The sequence below is a fragment of the Albidovulum litorale genome (assembly GCF_025751495.1).
GTDB lineage: Bacteria > Pseudomonadota > Alphaproteobacteria > Rhodobacterales > Rhodobacteraceae > Albidovulum > Albidovulum litorale.
In genome coordinates this window covers 170,114-189,948 of record NZ_JAOWKZ010000001.1, presented here as the reverse complement: position 1 = coordinate 189,948, position 19,835 = coordinate 170,114, and the positions used below count along the sequence as shown (strand labels likewise).

Sequence of the window (19,835 nt, the reverse complement as noted above, 5' to 3'; positions counted from 1 at the left end):
GCGTGAAGGAGAAATATGATGAAATTTTACTCTGCTATCTGCCGGACCGGGGCTGTCAGCCTGCTGGCGACTCTCGCGGCCGGATCGGTTGCCGCGCAGGAAGAATGTTCGACTTACACAGTCAAGGATGGCGATACGCTCGGATCGATCTCGGTCGCGGCATATGGTGTTCTAGACTACCAGACGCTTTTTAACGTGAATTCCGGTGCGATCGGCAACCCGAACAAACTGGTTGCGGGCACCAAACTCGTGATCCCCTGCAAGGATGGCCGCAAGACCGTCGAAGAGAGCTTGGCCGAGCTCACGGAGGATGAAAGCCTGACCGGCAATGAACAGATCGTCGCGGCCGGGGAATACAAGCCCACGATCAAGTTCCTGACTGGCGGCGACTGGTATCCCTTCGCCGACGAAGGACTGACCGGCGGCGGCTTCCTGATCCGTCTGACCTCAACCGCGATGCGCCGTGCCGCACCCGACCGCAAGTTCCGTATCGACTGGATCGACGACTGGGATTCGCATCTGACAACGCTGATCCCGACGAACGCCTTCGATATTTCAGTCGCCTGGTATGCGCCCGATTGCGCCGATCTCAGCAACGTTTCTGATCTGACCCGGGAATTCTGTGAGGAATTCGACTTTTCCGAGCCTCTTTACACCGCGGTCTTCGGCTTCTTCGCGGCCAAGGACAATCCTTATGCCGACGCCAAGAGCTTCCAGGATCTCGTCGGTGCGCGAATCTGCCGGCCCGAGGGTTACTCGCTGCATGACCTCGATGCCGAAGGGCTGGTCGAACCCGTCATTACCGTGTCGATCCCGGCGATGATCCCCGACTGTTTCAAGGGACTGATCGACGGCACCTATGACATCGCGACCGTGGAATCTCAGGCAACCGTTTCGGTGATCAAGGACCTAGGAATCGCCGATCAGGTCGTGGAAAACACCTATGTCACGTCGATTCAGGAAATCTCGGCGATGTCCCACAAGTCCAACCCGCGCGGAAAGGAATATCTGGCCATGCTGAACGCGGGTCTGCTGCAGATGCGTGAATCGGGCGAGTGGTATGATGTCATCTCATCATCGCTGAAAGAGGCGAATGACAAGCTGAACGAAGGGTAATCCGGCCCGTTCCCGAATAAAAGCCCCGGCCATCGGTCGGGGTTTTGTTGTCTGGAGGGCTTCCGTCGATCCGTTCAGTATACCGGCTGTCTCCATTGCCGGCGCAGGTGTTCCGGGCCGTAGCACTCCAAGGCAAGGAAATGGGTCCCGTCCGAACCCCAAAGTGAGCATCCCGTCCGAACCCCTTGAAACGATTCGAAAGTCGCACCGCCAAGGCAGCAACCCAAAGTTGCCAAACATAAACCACATTTGGTTGCGAGCGTGGAAACGATCTGGGGAAGGCAACATCAATGACCACAGAGTCCTACGAGATTCTCGTCCATGCGGGTGCGCATTGCTGTGAAGCCGAAGACTTTCAGCGTTTCATTGGCGTCAATCGTGATGCGATCATCGCAGCTGGGTACGATTTGGCCTATCCCGGCCGCGGTGGTGCGCCGGGCGGGACGTTCGATTGCGCTTTCCCCGAGCCGCGCCATGTAGGCCTCGCGGCCGAGGCGTTTTCCAGCCAGATGACCGACGCGATCCCTGCACCGGATGAGGGACGCCGTGGCCTGATCCTGTCAGAACACGATCTAGCCGGCCGCATGGCCAGCCTTCTCAATGGCCGGTTCTACCCTGCTGCGCGGAGCCGGGCAGAGGTGCTGCGGTCGGCTCTGGGTCAGCCTGTTGACCACCTCGTCATTGCCGTCGTTCCGTATGACGCTCTGTACGTCGGCGCGTGGCGGCGTTTCGCGCTCGACCGGTTGGTGGAGCCATTCGCAGAATATGCCACAGCGATGGCAAACTTCTCCGGCGGCTGGGTTGAAGTTGTAGAAGCTCTGCGCGACGGGCTTGAGGCAAGCAGGGTTACAGTCTTGGCGACGCGGCCGCATCCGTTAGAGATCATGGCCCATCTCGTTCCCGGCCTGAGGCTCAATGATCCGCTGATGTCTGCGTCGGCACCGCCCGTGACCGACAGCGCTGTCGCGATGATCCAGCGCCATTACCGGCAGGGTGCCCGGTTCGCCCCCGGTCAGCGCGACCGAATTCTCGCTTTCCATTCCCGCCAGCCCCAGACCGGAATCGAACAGGGGTTCGCGGGTCTGCAACTGGCCGATCTGCGTGGCCGCTATGTCGCCGATCTCGACACGCTGGCGCGCATTCCGGGGGTCGATCTTATTGGTGGTGCGATGCCCGCCGTTGCCGCCGAGTAGGTTTCCGAGTCTGGCAGAACCGAACGAGCAAAACAAAGGCCCCGGCACGTGGATGCCGGGGCCGTTATCTTTTTAGTTCAATTCATTATCCGTCGAAGTTTACTTCTTCCATCAACTTCAGCGCTTCGGGCCGCGATTTCGCGACATCCATCAGGTTCAGGCTGTCGGGTGTGAATTCGCCCCAGCTTGCGACCAGGTCAGACTTCGCGACGCCGGGCTTGACCGGGAATTCGTAATTGGTCTCGGCATAGATCGCCTGCGCCTCGTCCGACGACAGGAATTCCATCAGCTTCAGGGCGGCGTCCTTGTTCGGGGCGGCCTTGGTCATCGCCACGCCCGAAACGTTCATATGGGTGCCGTTGTCCTCGAAGGTCGGGAAGACGATCCGCACCGAATTGGCCCAGTCCACCTGTTCGGGGTCGTTCAGCATCGCACCCATGTAATAGGTGTTGCCAAGCGAGATATCGCATTCGCCCGCCCAGATCGACTTGACCTGCGCCCGGTCGTTGCCCTCGGGTTTCTTGGCGAGGTTGGCGCGCAGGCCGGTGGCCCATTCCTTGGCATAACCGGCGTCGTGATGTTCGATCATCGCCGCCATCAGGCCGAGGTTGTAGTCATGCGTGCCGGGACGGGTGCAGATGCGACCCTGCCATTTTGGATCGGCGAGGTCCTCATAAGTCGTCACCTCGCCATCGGCGACGCGGTCCTTGGAGGCATAGACGACGCGGGCACGGGTGGTGAGGCCGAACCACTGGTTGCCCGGGTCGCGGAACTCGGCGGGAATATTCGCCGCAAGAACCTCTGACATGACTGGTTGGGTTACGCCTGCTTCAACAACTTGAGACAGCTTGGCGATATCGACGGTCATAACGAGGTCAGCGGGGCTGCGGTCGCCTTCGCTGACCAACCGCTCGACCATGCCTTTTTCAACAAAGGCGACATTGACGGCGATCCCTGTTTCTTCAGTGAATTTGTCAAAGAGGGGCTGCACAAGCTCCGGTTGGCGCAGCGAATAGACATTAACTTCTTCCGCGAGGGCGGGGCCAGCGAGCGCGATCATCGACAGCGCGAAGAGTGGGGTGCGGGTGAGCATAGTCGACTCCTTTAGTCAGATATTTGTGCCCTTATCGCCGAGCGAAGGGCGGGCGTCAATACCTGATTAAAGAAGTCAGAATTATTGCCGCTGCTGAGCCTGCTGTTGATGACTGTGCTCCTCAGCCAGCTTTTGCCGTTCTTCGGCCATGCGCCCTTGCGGGTCATCGGCCCGCTGTTGACAAAGCCGAGCCGCCTCTGCCTTTTCGCGCGATTTTGCCAAGTCCCAAAGCGCATCCATCTCGGCCAGATCGCTGTCCTCGGGCCTTTTGCCCCGCTCGGCAAGGGCCGCTTCGATGGCGCGGAAGCGGCGGGTGAATTTTGTGTTGGCGGCGCGCAGGGCGGCTTCCGGGTCGATCTTCAGATGACGGGCAAGGTTGGCGATGACGAATAGAAGATCGCCGAATTCCTCGAAAACCTCAGCCGCGCTCATCCCGCCCCGTGCTTCGTTCAATTCACGCGCCTCTTCCGTGATCTTGTCGATCACCTCGTCGGTGGAAGGCCAGTCAAAACCGACGCGCGCGGCGCGGTTCTGCAGTTTGACCGCCCGGGTCAACGCGGGCAGTCCGACTGCGACACCGTCGAGTGTTCCCCGCTCGGCTTTGCCCGCGCGTTCGGCGGCTTTCAGCTTCTCCCAGTCGCGGGTCTGCTGTTCGGCCGTTTTCTCTCGGCTTTCATCGCCGAAGACATGCGGGTGGCGGGCGACCATCTTGTCTGAGATGGCCTTCGTAACGCTTTCAAAGCTGAAGTGTCCGGCCTCTTTGCCCATCTGCGCGTGATAGACCGTCTGGAAAAGAAGGTCGCCAAGTTCGCCTTCAAGTTCGCACCATGCTCCCCGTTCGATTGCATCGGCGACCTCATAGGCCTCTTCGATCGTATAGGGTGCTATAGTCGCGAAATCCTGTTCGATATCCCAGGGGCAACCGTTTGCCGGGTCCCGGAGCCGGGCCATGATTTCCAGAAGTCGCGGCACCCCGCCCTCGGGATCGTGAACGAGTCGGTCCGAAGCGGCACGGTTGAGGGTCATTGCGATTATCCCGGAATTGCGGTCATGTGGCCAGTATTCGCAACTCGCGCCCTGAGAGTCCACATGCCCGTCCTTAACCGCATCGCCGATTTCGCGCCTGAGATGGCCGAATGGCGCCGCCATCTGCATGCCCATCCCGAACTTCGCTTTGACTGTCACAAGACTGCGGCTTTCGTCGCCGACCGCCTGCGGGACTTCGGGGTTGACGAAGTCCATGAAGGTATCGCAACGAGCGGCATCGTTGCGATCATTGAGGGGCAGGGCGAGGGGCCGACGATTGGGTTGCGTGCCGATATGGACGCTTTGCCGATCACTGAGGAAACCGGGGTTCCCCATGCTTCGACCGTGCCGGGCGTCATGCATGCCTGCGGCCATGACGGCCATACCGCGATGCTGCTCGGGGCCGCGAAATACCTGACCGAGACGCGTCGCTTCCGCGGCCGTGTGGCGCTGATCTTCCAGCCTGCGGAAGAGGACGGCGGCGGTGGCGAGGTGATGGTGCGCGAGGGCATGCTCGATCGATTCGGGATCGGTGAAGTCTATGCTCTCCATAACACGCCCTCCGTTCCCCTCGGCCGCTTTGTCACAACGCCTGGTCCGATCATGGCTGCCGTCGATACCGCGAAGGTAAAGATCACCGGAAGAGGTGGGCATGGCGCCTATCCCCATGAATGCATCGACCCAATCCCGGCCATGGTCGGCATGGTCGGCGCACTTCAGACCATTGCCAGCAGGAATGTCGATCCGCTGGATGAAGTCGTAGTTTCGGTGACGGAGATCCATGCCGGTACGGCGAATAACATCATCCCCGAAACCGGCTGGTTCGGCGCGACGATTCGGACCTTCAGCGAAAAGGTGCGGATGCAGGTTAAACAACGGTTCGAGGAAATCGTGGCAGGACAGGCGGCGTCTTTCGGCGTCTCTGCCGATATAGACTATGAACTGGGTTATCCGGCGACCGTGAACGACCCCGACCGTACCGTCTTCGCTGCAGACGTTGCGCGCGACGTTGCCGGGGCTGCCGGTGTCGCCGACGATGCCGGGCGCGAGATGGGGGCGGAGGATTTCTCCTACCTCCTGGAACAGAGACCCGGGTGCTATCTCTTCCTGGGTCAGGGCGAGGGGCCGGGTCTGCACCATCCTGCCTATGAGTTCAACGACGAGGCCGCCCCCTTCGGGGCGAGTTTCTTCGCGCGGTTGGTGGAGCGGGCGCAGCCGGTGTGACCGTTTGCGCCGATAGCGGCTGGATGTCTGGTTGACTCGATAAGTCTGATTATTTCTAATAAAATCAACATATTATGATCTAGATATCGGTTGGAAGGAGCCGATTCATCTCAGAATTTGATCAAAACTCTTGACGAATCCGCGGAAATCGCATGGTTTGGATCCATCCGGATCGGCGGCGTCTCCGGCTTGAATGACGCCAGACCCCAATCACGGAGCCCATCCCATGGCTTTGGAAGACGCGAAACGCGAGGTTGACCTCGCCTTTACCCGTGCCGAAAGACGCGGCCTTGCCTATGAAAACGTCTTTGGTGGCGCCACGAGTTTCCTGCGCCGGCGCTATTCGAAGGACCTGACCGGTGTCGATCTGGCGATTACAGGCGTGCCCTTCGATCAGGCGGTGACGAACCGCACCGGCACCCGCTTCGGCCCGCGTGCTGTGCGCGAGGCCTCCGCCCTTCAGCCCTGCGATCCGCCCTATGGATGGGGCTATTCGCCTCTGGAAGAGATGGAGATCGTCGACTACGGCGATCTGGCCTTCGACTATGCCAAGGTCTCGGATTTCCCCGATACGCTGACCGCCCATATCCGCGGCATCCTTGCTGCCGGGCCGGGGACGGTGACGCTGGGCGGCGATCACTACATCACCTTCCCGATCCTGAAGGCCTATGCCGAGAAATTCGGGCCGATCTCGCTCCTGCATTTCGATGCCCATTGCGACACCTGGGTCGATGACGATTTCACCCGGATTGATCATGGAACGATGTTCTACAAGGCGATCAAGTCCGGCATCGTCGATCCGAAGACCTCCGTTCACGTTGGCATCCGGACCCATAATGACGACTTCATGGGTGTCACCGTGATTGACGCGCGCGAGGTGCACGAGACCGGTTCAGCCGCCGTTGTGAAGATAATCAAGGGGATAATCGGAGATCGCCCGACTTACCTTACCTTCGATATCGACTGCCTCGACCCTGCCTTTGCGCCCGGAACCGGCACGCCGGTCTGGGGCGGGCTCGCCTCTTGGCAGGTCGCGGCGATCCTGCGCGATCTGGCGGGGATCAACATGGTCGGCGGCGATGTGGTGGAGGTCTCGCCCGCCTATGACACGACCGGGGCGACGGCGATTGCCGGTGCCCATGTCGCGCATGAGCTGATCTGTCTTTACGGCTGGACGCGGCGGAAGGGATGAGGATGGCGCTTGCCCTTCTTCTTATGATCGTCGTCGGGGGCATGGTCTATATTCGCCTTGCCCCCTCCAACCCGGCGCGGTGGCATGTGGCCCCGGAACTCTCCGGTGGCAGCGCATGGGCATTCTTTCCCCCCGGTGCCGACGCGGTGATCGCGGGAAAGGGGCGCGCGACGGCCGCCGTAACGGTGCCTAGCAAGAGCCCGGTGGACGTGCTTTCCGACCTCGACGAGATTGCCCTGAACACAGCGCGCACCGTGCAGCTGGCGGGCAGCCCCGAAGAGGGCATGATCACATGGATCACGCGGTCGAGGATATTCGGCTTTCCCGACTACACGACCGCCACCGCGCGTGACGACGGCTCGGCAACGGCTCTGATCCTCCATGCCCGCCTACGCTTCGGTCGCGGCGACCATGGCGTCAACGCGGCCCGACTCCGCGACTGGCTCGGGCAGTTAACGGCCCGTTAGGGCTGTGATCAAAACCGAGGTTTCGGCCAAAAAGCACCGTCTGGCCTCCGTCTGGCGCGCGTATGGCATCTGTACCGACACCGTCCCGACAGATATCCGCCACCAATTGCGCACTTTCTGTCTGAAAATACTCCCGGGGGTCCGGGGGCAGGCAGCTCCCGGCCTCTCCCCCTTGACCGCCGCCCGGCGAAAGGTCAAACCGCCGCTATGGTACCTTTGGACAAGCTCGACCAGATCACACGGCGTTTCGAGTTCCTCGAAGCGAAGTTGTCTTCTGGTGCCGACCCGTCCGAAATCGCCTCGCTTTCTCGCGAATATTCCGAACTGAAACCGGTGACGGCCGAGATTGCGGCTTACCGGCAGGCTTTGGCCGATCTGGAGGAGGCCGAAGCGATGCTGTCCGACCCGGAGATGCGGGCCCTGGCCGAGGACGAGTTGCCGCGCCTGAAGGAACGCATCCCCGAGATGGAGGCGCGGCTCAGGATCGCGCTTCTGCCGAAGGATGCCGCCGATGCGCGGCCCGCGATCCTCGAAATCCGGCCCGGAACGGGGGGGGAGGAGGCGGCGCTTTTCGCGGGCGATCTGCTGCGCATGTACCAGAAATATGCCGAGAGCATGGGCTGGCGGTTTGAGTTGCTGGAACTCAGCGAGACCGAACTTGGCGGGGTCAAGGAAGCCATGGCGCGGATCGAGGGCGAAGGCGTCTTTGCCCGCCTGAAGTTCGAGTCCGGCGTCCACCGTGTCCAGCGCGTACCCGAGACGGAGGCGGGGGGCCGTATCCATACCTCTGCCGCGACTGTCGCAGTATTGCCCGAGGCCGAGGATGTGGAGATCGACATACCCGCCTCAGACATCCGCATCGACACGATGCGATCCTCCGGCGCGGGTGGGCAGCATGTGAACACGACCGACTCGGCCGTGCGCATCACCCATATTCCGACCGGAATCGTCGTGACCTCATCGGAGAAGTCCCAGCACCAGAACCGCGCCAATGCGATGGCGGTGCTCAGGGCCCGGCTTTACGATATGGAACGCATGAAGGCGGACGATGCCCGCGCCGCCGACCGCAAGGCACAGGTGGGTTCGGGAGACCGCTCTGAGCGCATCCGCACCTACAATTTTCCTCAAGGGCGGATGACGGACCACCGCATCGGCCTGACGCTTTACCGGCTTTCGGAGATCATGGCGGGCGACCTGACCGAGGTGACCGACGCGCTGATCGCCGAGGATCAGGCCGCGAAACTCGCGGAGATGGAGGCGTGAGACGCCTCGTTCGCGGGCCTCTGGCCTTGAACATCGGCGACGGGTCCGCGCGATGACGGGGGCAGAGGTGCTGAGCGCCGCAATCAGGCGGCTCGGTGAAGCCGGAATCGAGGGCGCGGCGCGGGATGCTCGGCGGTTATTGGCCCATGCTCTCGGGATCGCGCCCGACCGTGTGACGCTCATTCTGCCGGACGCGATGGAGTCTGCCGCGCTGGCAGCGTTCGAGGCGTTGGTGACGCGCCGGGTGGCGCGGGAACCGGTCAGCCAGATCACCGGGCGGCGGTTATTTTATGGCCACGAGTTCCGGGTGACACGCGATACGCTCGACCCGCGCCCCGAGACAGAGTTGCTGGTGGCCGCAGCGCTGGAACGCCCCTTCGTCAAGATGCTGGACCTTGGTACCGGGACGGGCTGCATCCTGCTTTCTTGTCTTGCCGGTATGCCCTTCGCGACCGGCACGGGGACGGATGTTTCCGAAGGTGCTCTGGCCGTCGCGGCGGAGAATGCCGAAAGGCTCAGCCTGTCGCGGCGCGCGCGGTTTCAGCACTCGGACTGGTTTGCCGGGGTCACGGGGCGGTTCGACCTCATCACCTCCAACCCGCCCTATATCGCGGAAGACGAGATGGCGGGCCTGACCCCCGAGGTGCGTGACTGGGAGCCGAGGGGCGCGCTGACGCCCGGGGGGGATGGGCTCGACGCCTATCGCGCCATTGCCGCCGGGGCGGGCGCGCGGCTGATGGCGGGCGGGCGGCTGGTGCTGGAGATCGGGCCGACACAGGGCGCAGCGGTCGCTGCTTTGCTGCGGGCGCAGGGCTTTGAGGAACCGGACATCCGCCGCGACCTCGATGGGCGAGACCGGGTGGTTATCGCGATCCGGCAGGGCACGCCCGGAGAGTGCGGCGCAATGTGAGCCGGGTCCCGGAGAATCGCTGCCTATCTGCCGCAGGTGCCGATATTGTCGCGAAAAAACGGGATTTTTCGCCACAGGAAGCAATTTTCCCTTGCCCGTCCTGCCACATCATGCATTAAGGGGGGCGTGACGGGCGGACCTTTCGCGTCAGCCCGGACCACTTTGCCCAGCAGAACAAACCGCCGCCTCAAGCCGTTGATATTCGGCGCAGGATGCGGAGCCGGGCAGGACAGCGCATAGCCCCATTGGCCTGGACAGACGAAAGCACATGAGATCATCCAAGAACCGTTCGCGTTCGAAGTCGAACCGCCAGCGTTCGCTCGGCAATGTTGTCAACCGGGTGTTCGACTCCTCCGGTCCCGAGGGCAAGGTCCGCGGTACGCCGCAGCAGATCATCGACAAGTATCTGACGCTGGCGCGCGATGCCCAGCTGTCGAATGACCGGGTGGCGGAACAGAACTTCCTGCAGCATGCCGAGCATTACACCCGTATGCTGGGCGAGGCGCAGAAGGAAATGCAGCGCGAACAGGAAGCGCGACAGGCGCAGGGCGGCCAGAATCAGGGCGATGGCAATAATCATGGCGGTCAGAACAACGACCGCCAGAACCAGCGTCACCGTCATGACGACCGGAGCGATCGGGACGGCAACGAACAGCCGCGCGCCGACATGTCGGCGGGTCGTGACGAGGATGGCGATGAGGGGCCGGGTCTGGTTGAGACCCCCGAGGCGCGTCAGACAGCCCGCTCGGCTCCGATGATGCCGGAACTGCCGGCTGCACCGGAAGAAGGGTCTGCGCCGACCGAGAAAAAGCGCGCGCAGCGTGCGCCGCGCAAGCCGCGCGAGAAGCGGGACGTGGCGAAGGCGCCCTCGGATGGCGGCAGCGAGCCGCCTGCGGATGCGGCCGAGTAAAGGATTTAATGTTTGCGACATTATAGACCGTAGCCCCGGGCTGCGGTCTTTCATTGTTGAAGCAGTTCACCTCTTAGTCCCTTCAGCGGACAAAGCAGCGGTACATCTCCAAAACATTAAGGTCGGCTTTGCGAATAACAACCGCTCGGCATAGTCCTAATGTCCGACTACAAAGCCCTAAATTCTTAGTACTTTTCCAGTATACACATAGTCTTTGCTGTGGCAGGACTGGATCGCTGGCGTGGCATCTACCACGGTTTGCGAAATTTTTGACATTAGGCCCAAGTTGGTCATTAAAAAATATCCGTCAGTTGCCGCGGCTGCCATCGACTCCAGTCGACTTCCGAACGAATACAAGGAACCCGGAACAAGATGAGCATCTTTGAACGATACCTGACGGTCTGGATCGCGTTGGCTATGGTGGCCGGCATTGTTATCGGCAGTATCGCACCTTCCCTAGTCTCTGCGATCGCAGCAGCTGAAATGGCCAGTGTGAATCTGGTGGTCGCAGTGTTGATCTGGGCAATGGTCTATCCGATGATGGTCGGAGTGGATCCATCCAGTCTCCGCGATGTGGTCAAACAGCCCAAGGGCCTTGCCATCACGCTCATCGTCAACTGGCTCATCAAGCCATTTACTATGGCAGCGCTTGGTGTGTTGTTCTTTGAGGTCGTCTTCGCGGACCTGATCGCCCCTGAGGATGCACAGCAATATATTGCTGGTCTGATCCTTTTAGGGGCCGCGCCGTGCACTGCGATGGTGTTTGTCTGGTCTCAACTGAGCCGTGGCGACGAGAGCTACACCCTTTTGCAGGTTTCGGTGAACGATGTTGTTATGGTCTTCGCCTTCGCGCCGATTGTTGCCTTCCTTTTGGGCGTAACAGACATTGCTGTGCCTTGGGAAACACTGGTGCTCTCCGTCATCCTGTTTGTAGCACTGCCGTTAGGGGCAGGCCTTTGGACACGGACACGATTGGGCGAAGCAGATCGAATTGAGGCGTTCCAGACGCGCGTCAAACCTTGGTCGATTGTCGGTCTCATTACGACGGTCGTGATCCTATTTGGCCTGCAAGGTCAGGTCATTCTAGAGGATCCTCAGGTCATCGCATTGATTGCAGTGCCGATTCTTTTGCAATCGTATGGTATCTTTGCCCTCGCCTATGCGGCGGCCTATGCCCTTAAAGTCCCACATCGAATTGCGGCCCCGTGCGCTTTGATCGGGACGTCAAACTTCTTCGAGCTGGCCGTTGCCGTGGCAATTAGCCTATTTGGTCTAAAGTCCGGCGCAGCTCTGGCAACAGTAGTTGGCGTTCTTGTCGAAGTGCCCGTGATGCTCTCACTGGTTGCTTTTGCAAACCGCACGCGTTCGAACTTCGCGTCAAAACAGGGCATTGAACCTGAAACTTCATAGGCGAAAAGGCATAAGCTCTTTAACGATGCTGCAATGCTGAGCATTAAAGGGTTAGAATGGTCCGAACTAAGAAAACTGTGAGCTCTCATGACGACACATAAAACCTGCCATGGGACGATGTTTCCAGATGTGTTGTCTAGCGACTTAACTGGCCGGCACGTTGGAAAAGCCTTATCCTTCAGCATTCAAAATATTGGTCTCTCACGTGGCCAACGAAGTGTTGACGTAGATATCGCAGCATGGGACGAATGCGTCAGCTGCTCTGAGTTCGAAGACTGCTACAAGGTCTCTATGGCCAAGCTTGCGCTACAGAGCGCGATCCGCGATGCATAAGATCCCTCCTTTGCAGGAATGCAATTCATCCGGCGACTAGCGGTCAATTTGCATAAGCATTCAACGAAAGCTGGCATTCGTACTGATCGCAGAAACCTACAAATTGGGCTCAAAGCGGACCAACACGGCCCGCCAAGGTTACTTTTGGCTAAGCGCCGCTGCCAGAAGCGGCGACGATCCGCGCCAGCCGGCACCAGCTTTCAAGACCGATCTCTTCCGCCCGCGCGGTCGGCTTGATCCCGGCGGCCTCCAGCTTTGCCTCGATATCAGGCGCCGAACCTTTGAGGCTGGCCCTGAGCATCTTGCGGCGCTGGTTGAACCCCGCCGCGACGAGGCGGTTCAGGACCTTGCCATCGGCCGGGTAACGCGGTTCGGGCAGGGCGGTCATATGCACCACCGCCGAATGGATCTTTGGCGGAGGTGTGAAGGCTTCGGGCGGCAGCGTCAGGACGATTCGCGGGTCCGTCAGCCAGCGGGCGAGGATGGCAAGGCGACCGTAAGCCTTGTCGCCGGGCTGGGCGGTGATACGCTCCGCCACCTCTTTCTGAAACATCAGCGTCAGGCTCTGCCAGACCGGCGGCCATGCGGGGGGCGTGAGCCAGCGCACCAGAAGTTCGGTCCCGACATTGTAGGGCAGGTTGGCCACGATGCGGATCGGCGGGGTCAGATGCGCAAGGGGATCGACGGCGAGCGCATCGGCGTTCAGTACCTCCAGCCGTCCGGGATAGGCGTCCGCGATCTCAGCCAGAGCGGGCAGGCAGCGGGCATCCTTTTCGATGGCCAGCACCTTGCGCGCCCCTTCGGCCAAAAGGCCGCGCGTCAGCCCGCCGGGGCCGGGGCCAACCTCCAGCACATCGCATTTCGAAAGATCGCCCGCCGCCCGCGCGATCCTGGCCGTCAGGTTCAGGTCCAGAAGGAAGTTCTGGCCCAGCGCCTTTTTCGCGGCGATCCCGTGGGTCGCGATCACCTCGCGCAGCGGGGGAAGCCCGTCCAGTGCCGCCATCACCCGGCCCTCTTTTCCGCCATGTCCCGCGCCATTTTCAGGGCGGCGATCAGGCTCGCCGGGTCGGCGATGCCGCGCCCGGCGATGTCGAAGGCGGTGCCGTGATCGGGCGAGGTACGGATGAAAGGCAGGCCGAGCGTCAGGTTGACGCCGCCCGCGAAATCCAGCGTCTTGATCGGGATGAGCGCCTGATCGTGATACATGCAGATCGCGGCGTCATAGCGCGCCCGGGCGCCGGCGTGGAACATCGTATCGGCGGGCAGGGGGCCGGTGATCGCCATGCCTTCGGCCCTGAGCCGATCGAGGACGGGGGCAATGACCGTCAGATCCTCATGCCCCATAGCCCCGCCTTCGCCCGCATGCGGGTTCAGCCCGGCCACGGCAAGCCGGGGTTTGGCAAGGCCGAAATCCCGGATAAGCCCGTCGCACGTGATGCGGATCGTCTCTTCCAGAAGGTCGGCGGTCAGCGCACCGGGCACCTCGGAAAGCGGGATATGGATCGTGACCGGCACCACCCGAAGCGCGTCGCAGGCGAGCATCATGACAACGCGGTCAACACCCGCCAGATGAGCGAGGTATTCGGTATGGCCGGGAAAGGCGAACCCGGCGCCATCCTTCAGCGCCTTCTTGTTGATGGGCGCGGTACAGACAGCCGAGGCCGCGCCGCTGGCCACCAGATCGACCGCCCGGGCGATGACCGCGATCACCCCGACGGCGTTTTCAGGAGCGGGATCGCCGGGCCGGGCCGGGGAGTGGAAGTCGTGGCGCAGCACGGGCAGGGTGCCCGCAGGCAGGTCATGCGCTTCGGCGGGGGTTCTGATTTCCTGCCATGTGCTGCCGTCGGGCAGGTGGCGGGGGTCGCCGATCCAGAAAAACGGCAGGGCCGCCCCAAGCGCGGCCCGCGCCTTCATGGCAATCTCGGGGCCGATGCCCGAAGGTTCGCCGCAGGTCAGGGCGATGGGCGCGGTGGTCACGGCCGCTGCCTCACGGCGTGATGATGATCGCGTTCGCACGCAGCTCGGCGAGATAGCCCTCGGCAAGTCCCGCAAGGCGCTGGTTGGTCAGTTCCTCGCGGATCTGCGCACGGCTCGGGCCACGGCCGAAGCCAAGTTCGGGGTTGATCGCAGGTGTGCCTTCGGGAAGATCCTCGGCCGCGACCGTCACCGGAACCGTCGGATCGGTGCCTTCGGCGATGGTGGCGGAGCGGTTGCAGAGCATGAGGAAAACGAGTGCATTTCCGCGCGTCAGAGCGACGGATGTGTCATTGCGGTCCATCCGCGCAAGTTCGGCGGCAATGTCGGCAGGCACCCGGCTTGCGGGCATTGTGTCGCGCAGAAGTTGTTCTGCGGGTTTGCCGCGCGCGACCTTGTAAAGGTCGTCGCAGGTATCGACCTTGCCCCGGACCCGCTCGGCCTCAGCCAGCGCCTCGGCGCTGCGGCCGCCGGGGATCAGGTATTGCGCGTAGTCGAGCGTGATATTCGATGCGGCGATCTCTCCGCCCTGCTGGATGCCGCGCAGGCGGAAGAGAGCGATCGCATTGCCAAGGGGGATCGGCGGGCTGACCTGGCCATTGCCCATCTGGGCGACGACCTGGCGCGCCTGCGGCGGCAGGTTGGTCAGCGGCATCCAGCCAAGCTGGCCGCCCTGATCACGCGACGGCGCGGCGGAATAGGTCCGGGCGGCATTGGCAAAGGCGGTTTCGGAGCGGACAGTTTCGGCCAGTTCAAGGGCGAGATCGCGGGTATCGGCGGCCGTTGTCGGTTCCAGCGGCAGGATGATTTCCGACAGGAGCACGCGCGGACCCGATCCGCGCTGCGCGACGACGGACATCGCCCGGTCGATCTCGGCGTCGGTGATGGTGATGCGGGGGCCGCCGAAACGGGTGCGCACGACCTCGCGCCAGGCAAGGCCGGAACTGACGAAATCACGGAAGCTTTCGGGCGACACGCCGCCCTGGCCAATGGCTTCCAGGAACTGTTCGGTTTCCAGGTTGGCGCGGCTGGCGAACTCGGCCATGCCGGTCTGAATCTGCTCGGCGGTGAGGGAGATGTCCATCTGCTCTGCGGCCTGACTGCGCAGACGATCGTCGATCAGGCCCTTGCGGGCTTCCTCAGCCGGGTCACCGGGGGCGCGCAGAAGCTGCAGAAAAAGGATGCGCTGATCCAGCTCGTATTGAGTGATGACGGAGTCGTTCACGATGACGGCGGGTGAGAATTGCCCCGACTGGGCGGCAACCGGTCCGCCAAGGGCCGTGACCGCCGCGAGGGCGAGGGAAAGAAGAGTGATCTTGCGCATCATGTGCCGTCCGTCTGCTCTGTCGTCGTCTTCGGTTTTCGCCCGGCCGCTTGTCGTCAGCGCAGGCATGTGCGCCGGTAGCGCCGTCCGTCGGTTCCCGCGCCGAAGCCGTTCAGCGCGACCCCGAGATTGAAGCTCGTATCGGCTGATACACTAGTCGAGGACGTGAAGCGGCGCGAGAGGGAAAGATCAATTGTTGCGCATTCGTTGCGGTACTGAAGCCCGATCGCGGCGCGCGCGGCGCGTGCCGCCTGAAAATCATAGCGTCCGGCCAGCGTGCCGCGCCAGTTGTCGGTAAAATTCCAGCCGGCATCGAAGACGAATTCCGAGCTTTCGCGCAGACGTCCTTCGGCGGGGTCCGCGACCAGCCAGAGATAGCCTGCCGTCACATCGTATTTCCCGTCATCGTAACCGATGCGCAGCTCGTCCCGGCTGAAGTTCATGTTGTCGTCGAAGAGTGCCCGGTTCATCAGGGTCAGCCCAAAGGTGTTCTCGGCCTGAACTGCGAGAAGCCAGTCCGACGAGGTCCCGTCGAGGCCCGAAGCGGCGCTGAACTGGCCAAGATCACGCGCACGGAAGACCCGCCCGGCTGTGACGCCAAGTGACCATCCGGCGGGATCATACCGCGTCCAGCCGACACCGATGTTGAACCTTGTTCCCAGTTCATGCGCATCGGCGCCGGGGAAACGGCTGAAATCAAACAGGTTGCCTTCGTCGAAGGTAACGATCTGGCTGTCTTCGTTGGGGACATTATCGGTGCTGTCCGGGCTCCAGACCACCTGCACCACCGGTTCAATGACCTGTGTGGCGCCTGTCCGTTCGGTCTTCACCCACGGCCAGCGCAGTTCGACCATCGCAGCGGGGGTGAACCGGGTCACGGTGCCCGGATAGTCTGCATCCTGGCCAATGGAGTAGAAGTCCGCCGTTGCCTGGAACCCGCCTGACACGACCATGCCGTTCAGCAAGGTCCAGTTCCGCCGCCAATCCGCCATCAGCGTTGCCCGCGCCATATCGCGGCCGTCGGTAACACCATCAGCATTCGCGTCGGTATCGACGTCGGAACTGCGCCGGTGGCCATGGGTCTGAAAGCGGAACTGCCCCTCGCCGCCGAGATAGGCGGGACTGAAGCGGCGCGTCAAGGTCAGATCGCCGACATAGGTGGGCAGAACCGAGTTGTCGTCGCCCGGCCGGATCGACCAGTAGCGGAAGATACGCGCCTCGATATATTCGTTGCGCCGGGTCCGGGTGATCGCGACCCCGCTTGCGAGCCTGTCGACATCGCTGACGCCGTAATCGAGCAGGTAGGCATCATCGCTGACCGTCTGGACTGCGAAAGCCAAGCCGAAATCGCGCGGAAGGTCGAACTGTCCCTCTCCAAAGAGGTAGCCGCGTGTATCGCCGGGGAGCAGATCGTCGCGGGTCAGCGCGCCGGTGAACTCCATCTTTCCACTTGCAAAAGCTTGGCGATAGCGGAATTCCAGCGTGCGCGTGTGGTTGGTCGAGACATAGGGCGTCAGCGTCAGGTCGCGGCTGTCGCCGATCGCGAAGAAATAGGGCAGCTTGATGCCTGCGCCGAGGGCGGAGGTGGTGCGCACCGATGGCATGAGAAAACCCGACGACCGTTTAAGGGTCGGGTCGGGCATCCTGAGCCGCGGGGCGTAGAATATCGGCAATCCCGCAACGCGGAACTGGGCATGGTCGAAATAGAGCTGCCGTTCCTTCTGGTCGTGGACGACACGCCGGGCGCGGATTTCCCACAGCGGTCTGGGGTTCGACGGGCAGACCTGACAGGACGATGCGACGACCTTGTTAAGCGTCGTGTACCGTCCCTCCGTTCTTGTCATAGAGGTCGAGGCAAGCTGTAGCTGCTGGTCGAGCACCATGCGCGCACTGGTCAGGACGCCTTCGGTCATGTCGCGCGACAATTCGGCCGCGTCGGCCAGAACCACGGTTCCGTTCACATCGGTCAGCCGGATCGGTCCGACAATCGTCAACTGGTCGGTGCGGCTGTCAAAGGTTATCCGCTCAGCTGTCAGGCGCGCGCCGCGATAGAGCACCTCGACGGCGCCTTCGGCGGTCAGCGTTTCATCCCCGGCAAGAAAGACCCGGTCGGCGATCAGGGTCGCCTGATCCTGCGCCCGGAGCGGGAGCGCAAAGAGCAGGGTGAAGAGCAGCGCGGATATCAGGTGCCGCATCAGCCATCCTCCAGATGCAGCACGAGGCTGAGCGACAGAAGTGCAGCGGCGACGGGCGGGCTCCACGCCGCGATCAGGACCGGGATCTGTCCGTTTTCGCCCAGAACCTGCGCGAAGTTACGCAAGAGGAAGATGGCGAAGCCCGATATGACCGCAAGCAGCACCATGGTTCCGGAGCGTCCTGACCTTGCGTGGCGCATGGTGAACCCGGCGCCGACGAGAACCATCGTTGCCAGTAGAAGCGGTAGGGCGAGTTCCATCTGCAGCCAGACATTATGCTTCTGCGCTGAAAACCCCGCCCGTTCCAGAGCGGTGATGAACGCCGGCAGGTCCCAGATCGCGATGGAGGAGGGAGTGCCGAAGCTGTCGCGGATCTGATCGGCGGTCAGGTCCGAGGGCAGCCGGTATTGCGGGTGCTGCACCGCCTCACGCTCGGGATTGCCACCCAGCGCGAATTGCCACTCCTTCGCGCCACGCAGGAGCCATGCGCCCTGAGTAAGCTCCGCCATTTCGGCGTCGATGCGCGCCACGGGCCCGCTTTCGGGCGCGAAGGCGATGAAGGAGACGCCAAAGAGCGTCGTCCCGTCCAGATTGGCGCGGTCGGCATGGATCACGATCTGGCCATCCTCGCCACCCTGCCGCAGCCAGAGGCCCTCACGCGTGACCGACAGGACATTGCCGTCACCCAGACGGTGGCGATCCGATAGGACCTCGTACCGTTTTGATGTGCCTGCTACGATCGGATTCAGCACTGCAACGGCAAGTGCTCCGATGGCGAGCGCGGTCAGGAGCGGGGCGGCGAGCATCCGCAGGGCCGACCGGCCAGCAGCACGAATCACCACCAGTTCAGACGACCGGGCCAGCGCGAGGAAGAGCGCGATGGAGGCAAGAATCATGATCATTGGAAGGATGCGGTAAGCCGATTCCGGTACTTTGAGAAGCGCAAGTTCGGCGGTTTCGGCCAGCGTCAGATTCGCGCCCGAAAAACGCCGGACCTGTTCAACGATCTCGATCAGGAAGAGGACAGCGAAGAAACCCGAGAACATCATCAGAAACGAGGAGGCGAAGCGTCGTGCGATATAAAGTGAGAGCGTCATGATGCCACCGCCGCGACCAGGCTGTGCCGTACCTTCCGCGTCCTTCCGGCAAGGGCCAGCAAGACGCCGGCAAGGGCAAAGCCGACCAGAACCGGCAGATAGACAATGGGCCAGAGATCGGGCGTGCGCGTGGCAAGGTTGGTCGCGCCGTTCACGAGAAACTGAACGAAGATCAGTGCGCCCACGGCAATCGCGATCTGGCGCCAGAGACCGAAGCGGCTGAATCCCCCGGTCAGCAGCGCGGCAAATCCAATCAGTGCGGCGACAACCGCGACAAGCGGCTGGGTCAGGCGCTCATGTCCGGCGTAGAGCAGGCGGTTGCGTGGGATGCCCATGGTTTGCGCCAATTCCGGGTCACCGCGCAGCAAGGCGCCGGTCGAGACCTCTTCCAGCTCAGGCGGACGCGGTGCAGCAGAGGCCATCAGCGCGCCAACATCGAAAGAAAAATCGTCAAACCGTGTCACCGACAGCCGCTGATCAGCGAGCGTCAGGGTCTGCGCCATACCTTCGAACATCAGAAGCTTCGGTCCGGCCTCGGTCCGCACGAGAAGCGCACGTTCGGCGGAATAGGTAGTGCGCTCGCCCGGGGCGCGGCTGTCCGACAGGAAGATGTCGTTCAGTTCGCCGGTTTCGGTGATCTGACGGATATAGAATGTGATCCCGGATGCCGGGTGCAGGAAGGCGCCTTCGGTCAGGAAACGCGCCGCGACATTCTCGGCGATCTCGCCGCGTCTCTCGGTCAGTTTGGTCCGGCTTGCGGGAACCAGAACGTGAACGAGAATCGCGATCATCAGGCCGACGATCAGCCCGAAATACAGAACCGGCCGGGCCAGCCGCAACGGTGAGAACCCGGTTGCCTGCATTACCACAAGCTCGCTTTCCGAGGACAGGCGATTGGTGACATAAACGGCCGCGACAAAGGCCGATATCGGCAGGACCAGGCGGATGACATTCGGCAGTGTCAGTGCGGTGAATTCCAGAAAGACCCAGGCCGACTGGCCATCCGATATCAGCTGATCGAACAGGCTGACCGCGCGGTTCACCCAATAGACCGATACCAGGATCAGCGAGAAGAAGCCGAACAGCATCATCAGCTGCGACAGCATGT

General features: G+C 62.1%; 17 protein-coding genes. 9 read left to right on the top strand and 8 right to left on the bottom strand.

The window, feature by feature from the left end; all coding sequences use genetic code 11:
* The first annotated feature begins 18 nt into the window (after window positions 1-18).
* The gene (locus OEZ71_RS00885) at window positions 19-1,116 is read left to right on the top strand and encodes a LysM peptidoglycan-binding domain-containing protein (RefSeq protein WP_263738048.1); all 1,098 of its coding nucleotides are present in this window, start codon (window positions 19-21) and stop codon (window positions 1,114-1,116) included.
* A 290-nt stretch (window positions 1,117-1,406) separates the two neighbouring features.
* Window positions 1,407-2,309, top strand: a complete 903-nt coding sequence (locus OEZ71_RS00880) for a hypothetical protein (protein ID WP_263738047.1) — start codon at window positions 1,407-1,409, stop codon at window positions 2,307-2,309.
* Window positions 2,310-2,394: 85 nt separating this feature from the next.
* On the opposite strand, the gene OEZ71_RS00875 is transcribed toward OEZ71_RS00880, so the two are convergent.
* Both OEZ71_RS00875 and mazG read right to left on the bottom strand, forming a co-directional pair.
* Window positions 2,395-3,402 carry a Fe(3+) ABC transporter substrate-binding protein gene (locus tag OEZ71_RS00875; protein ID WP_263738046.1) on the bottom strand — a complete coding sequence of 336 codons (1,008 nt, stop codon included), beginning with the start codon at window positions 3,400-3,402 and terminating at the stop codon, window positions 2,395-2,397.
* A gap of 81 nt (window positions 3,403-3,483) precedes the next feature.
* Complete coding sequence (gene mazG, locus OEZ71_RS00870; RefSeq protein ID WP_263738045.1) at window positions 3,484-4,428, bottom strand: nucleoside triphosphate pyrophosphohydrolase; 945 nt, start codon at window positions 4,426-4,428, stop codon at window positions 3,484-3,486.
* A 63-nt stretch (window positions 4,429-4,491) separates the two neighbouring features.
* On the opposite strand from mazG, the gene OEZ71_RS00865 reads away from it, so the two are divergent.
* The 7 genes from OEZ71_RS00865 to arsB all read left to right on the top strand — a co-directional run bounded on the left by OEZ71_RS00865 (window position 4,492) and on the right by arsB (window position 11,804).
* Window positions 4,492-5,652, top strand: a complete 1,161-nt coding sequence (locus OEZ71_RS00865) for a M20 aminoacylase family protein (RefSeq protein ID WP_263738044.1) — start codon at window positions 4,492-4,494, stop codon at window positions 5,650-5,652.
* Between the two features lie 226 nt (window positions 5,653-5,878).
* Window positions 5,879-6,844, top strand: a complete 966-nt coding sequence (speB, locus tag OEZ71_RS00860; RefSeq protein ID WP_263738043.1) for an agmatinase — start codon at window positions 5,879-5,881, stop codon at window positions 6,842-6,844.
* A gap of 2 nt (window positions 6,845-6,846) precedes the next feature.
* Window positions 6,847-7,311: a DUF1499 domain-containing protein gene (locus OEZ71_RS00855; protein WP_263738042.1), complete on the top strand. Its 465-nt coding sequence runs from the start codon at window positions 6,847-6,849 to the stop codon at window positions 7,309-7,311.
* A 207-nt stretch (window positions 7,312-7,518) separates the two neighbouring features.
* Window positions 7,519-8,574 (top strand): peptide chain release factor 1, encoded by a 1,056-nt coding sequence (prfA, locus tag OEZ71_RS00850; protein ID WP_263738041.1) that lies wholly within the window; start codon window positions 7,519-7,521, stop codon window positions 8,572-8,574.
* 52 nt (window positions 8,575-8,626) lie between these two features.
* Entirely contained in the window at window positions 8,627-9,484 is an 858-nt protein-coding gene (gene prmC / locus OEZ71_RS00845) for a peptide chain release factor N(5)-glutamine methyltransferase (RefSeq protein ID WP_263738040.1), read from the top strand.
* Window positions 9,485-9,752: 268 nt separating this feature from the next.
* Window positions 9,753-10,394 carry a DUF4167 domain-containing protein gene (locus OEZ71_RS00840; protein WP_263738039.1) on the top strand — a complete coding sequence of 214 codons (642 nt, stop codon included), beginning with the start codon at window positions 9,753-9,755 and terminating at the stop codon, window positions 10,392-10,394.
* Between the two features lie 372 nt (window positions 10,395-10,766).
* Window positions 10,767-11,804, top strand: a complete 1,038-nt coding sequence (gene arsB, locus OEZ71_RS00835; RefSeq protein WP_263738038.1) for an ACR3 family arsenite efflux transporter — start codon at window positions 10,767-10,769, stop codon at window positions 11,802-11,804.
* A 481-nt stretch (window positions 11,805-12,285) separates the two neighbouring features.
* Here the strand turns inward: arsB and rsmA are convergent, their stop codons facing one another.
* Genes rsmA through lptF form a run of 6 tightly spaced genes read right to left on the bottom strand, consistent with a single transcriptional unit; the run spans window position 12,286 to window position 19,833 of the window.
* A complete protein-coding gene (rsmA, locus tag OEZ71_RS00830; RefSeq protein ID WP_263738037.1) occupies window positions 12,286-13,140 on the bottom strand; it encodes a 16S rRNA (adenine(1518)-N(6)/adenine(1519)-N(6))-dimethyltransferase RsmA in 855 nt (284 codons plus the stop codon).
* Window positions 13,140-14,114 carry a 4-hydroxythreonine-4-phosphate dehydrogenase PdxA gene (pdxA, locus tag OEZ71_RS00825; RefSeq protein ID WP_263738036.1) on the bottom strand — a complete coding sequence of 325 codons (975 nt, stop codon included), beginning with the start codon at window positions 14,112-14,114 and terminating at the stop codon, window positions 13,140-13,142. Before pdxA ends, rsmA begins: the two co-directional genes overlap by 1 nt.
* Window positions 14,115-14,124: 10 nt before the next feature.
* Window positions 14,125-15,435 (bottom strand): peptidylprolyl isomerase, encoded by a 1,311-nt coding sequence (locus tag OEZ71_RS00820; protein ID WP_263738035.1) that lies wholly within the window; start codon window positions 15,433-15,435, stop codon window positions 14,125-14,127.
* 56 nt (window positions 15,436-15,491) lie between these two features.
* Entirely contained in the window at window positions 15,492-17,630 is a 2,139-nt protein-coding gene (locus OEZ71_RS00815; RefSeq protein WP_263738034.1) for an LPS-assembly protein LptD, read from the bottom strand.
* Complete coding sequence (gene lptG, locus OEZ71_RS00810; protein ID WP_263738033.1) at window positions 17,630-18,727, bottom strand: LPS export ABC transporter permease LptG; 1,098 nt, start codon at window positions 18,725-18,727, stop codon at window positions 17,630-17,632. Before lptG ends, OEZ71_RS00815 begins: the two co-directional genes overlap by 1 nt.
* Window positions 18,724-19,833: an LPS export ABC transporter permease LptF gene (gene lptF, locus OEZ71_RS00805; protein WP_263738032.1), complete on the bottom strand. Its 1,110-nt coding sequence runs from the start codon at window positions 19,831-19,833 to the stop codon at window positions 18,724-18,726. Before lptF ends, lptG begins: the two co-directional genes overlap by 4 nt.
* Window positions 19,834-19,835: the final 2 nt, after the last annotated feature.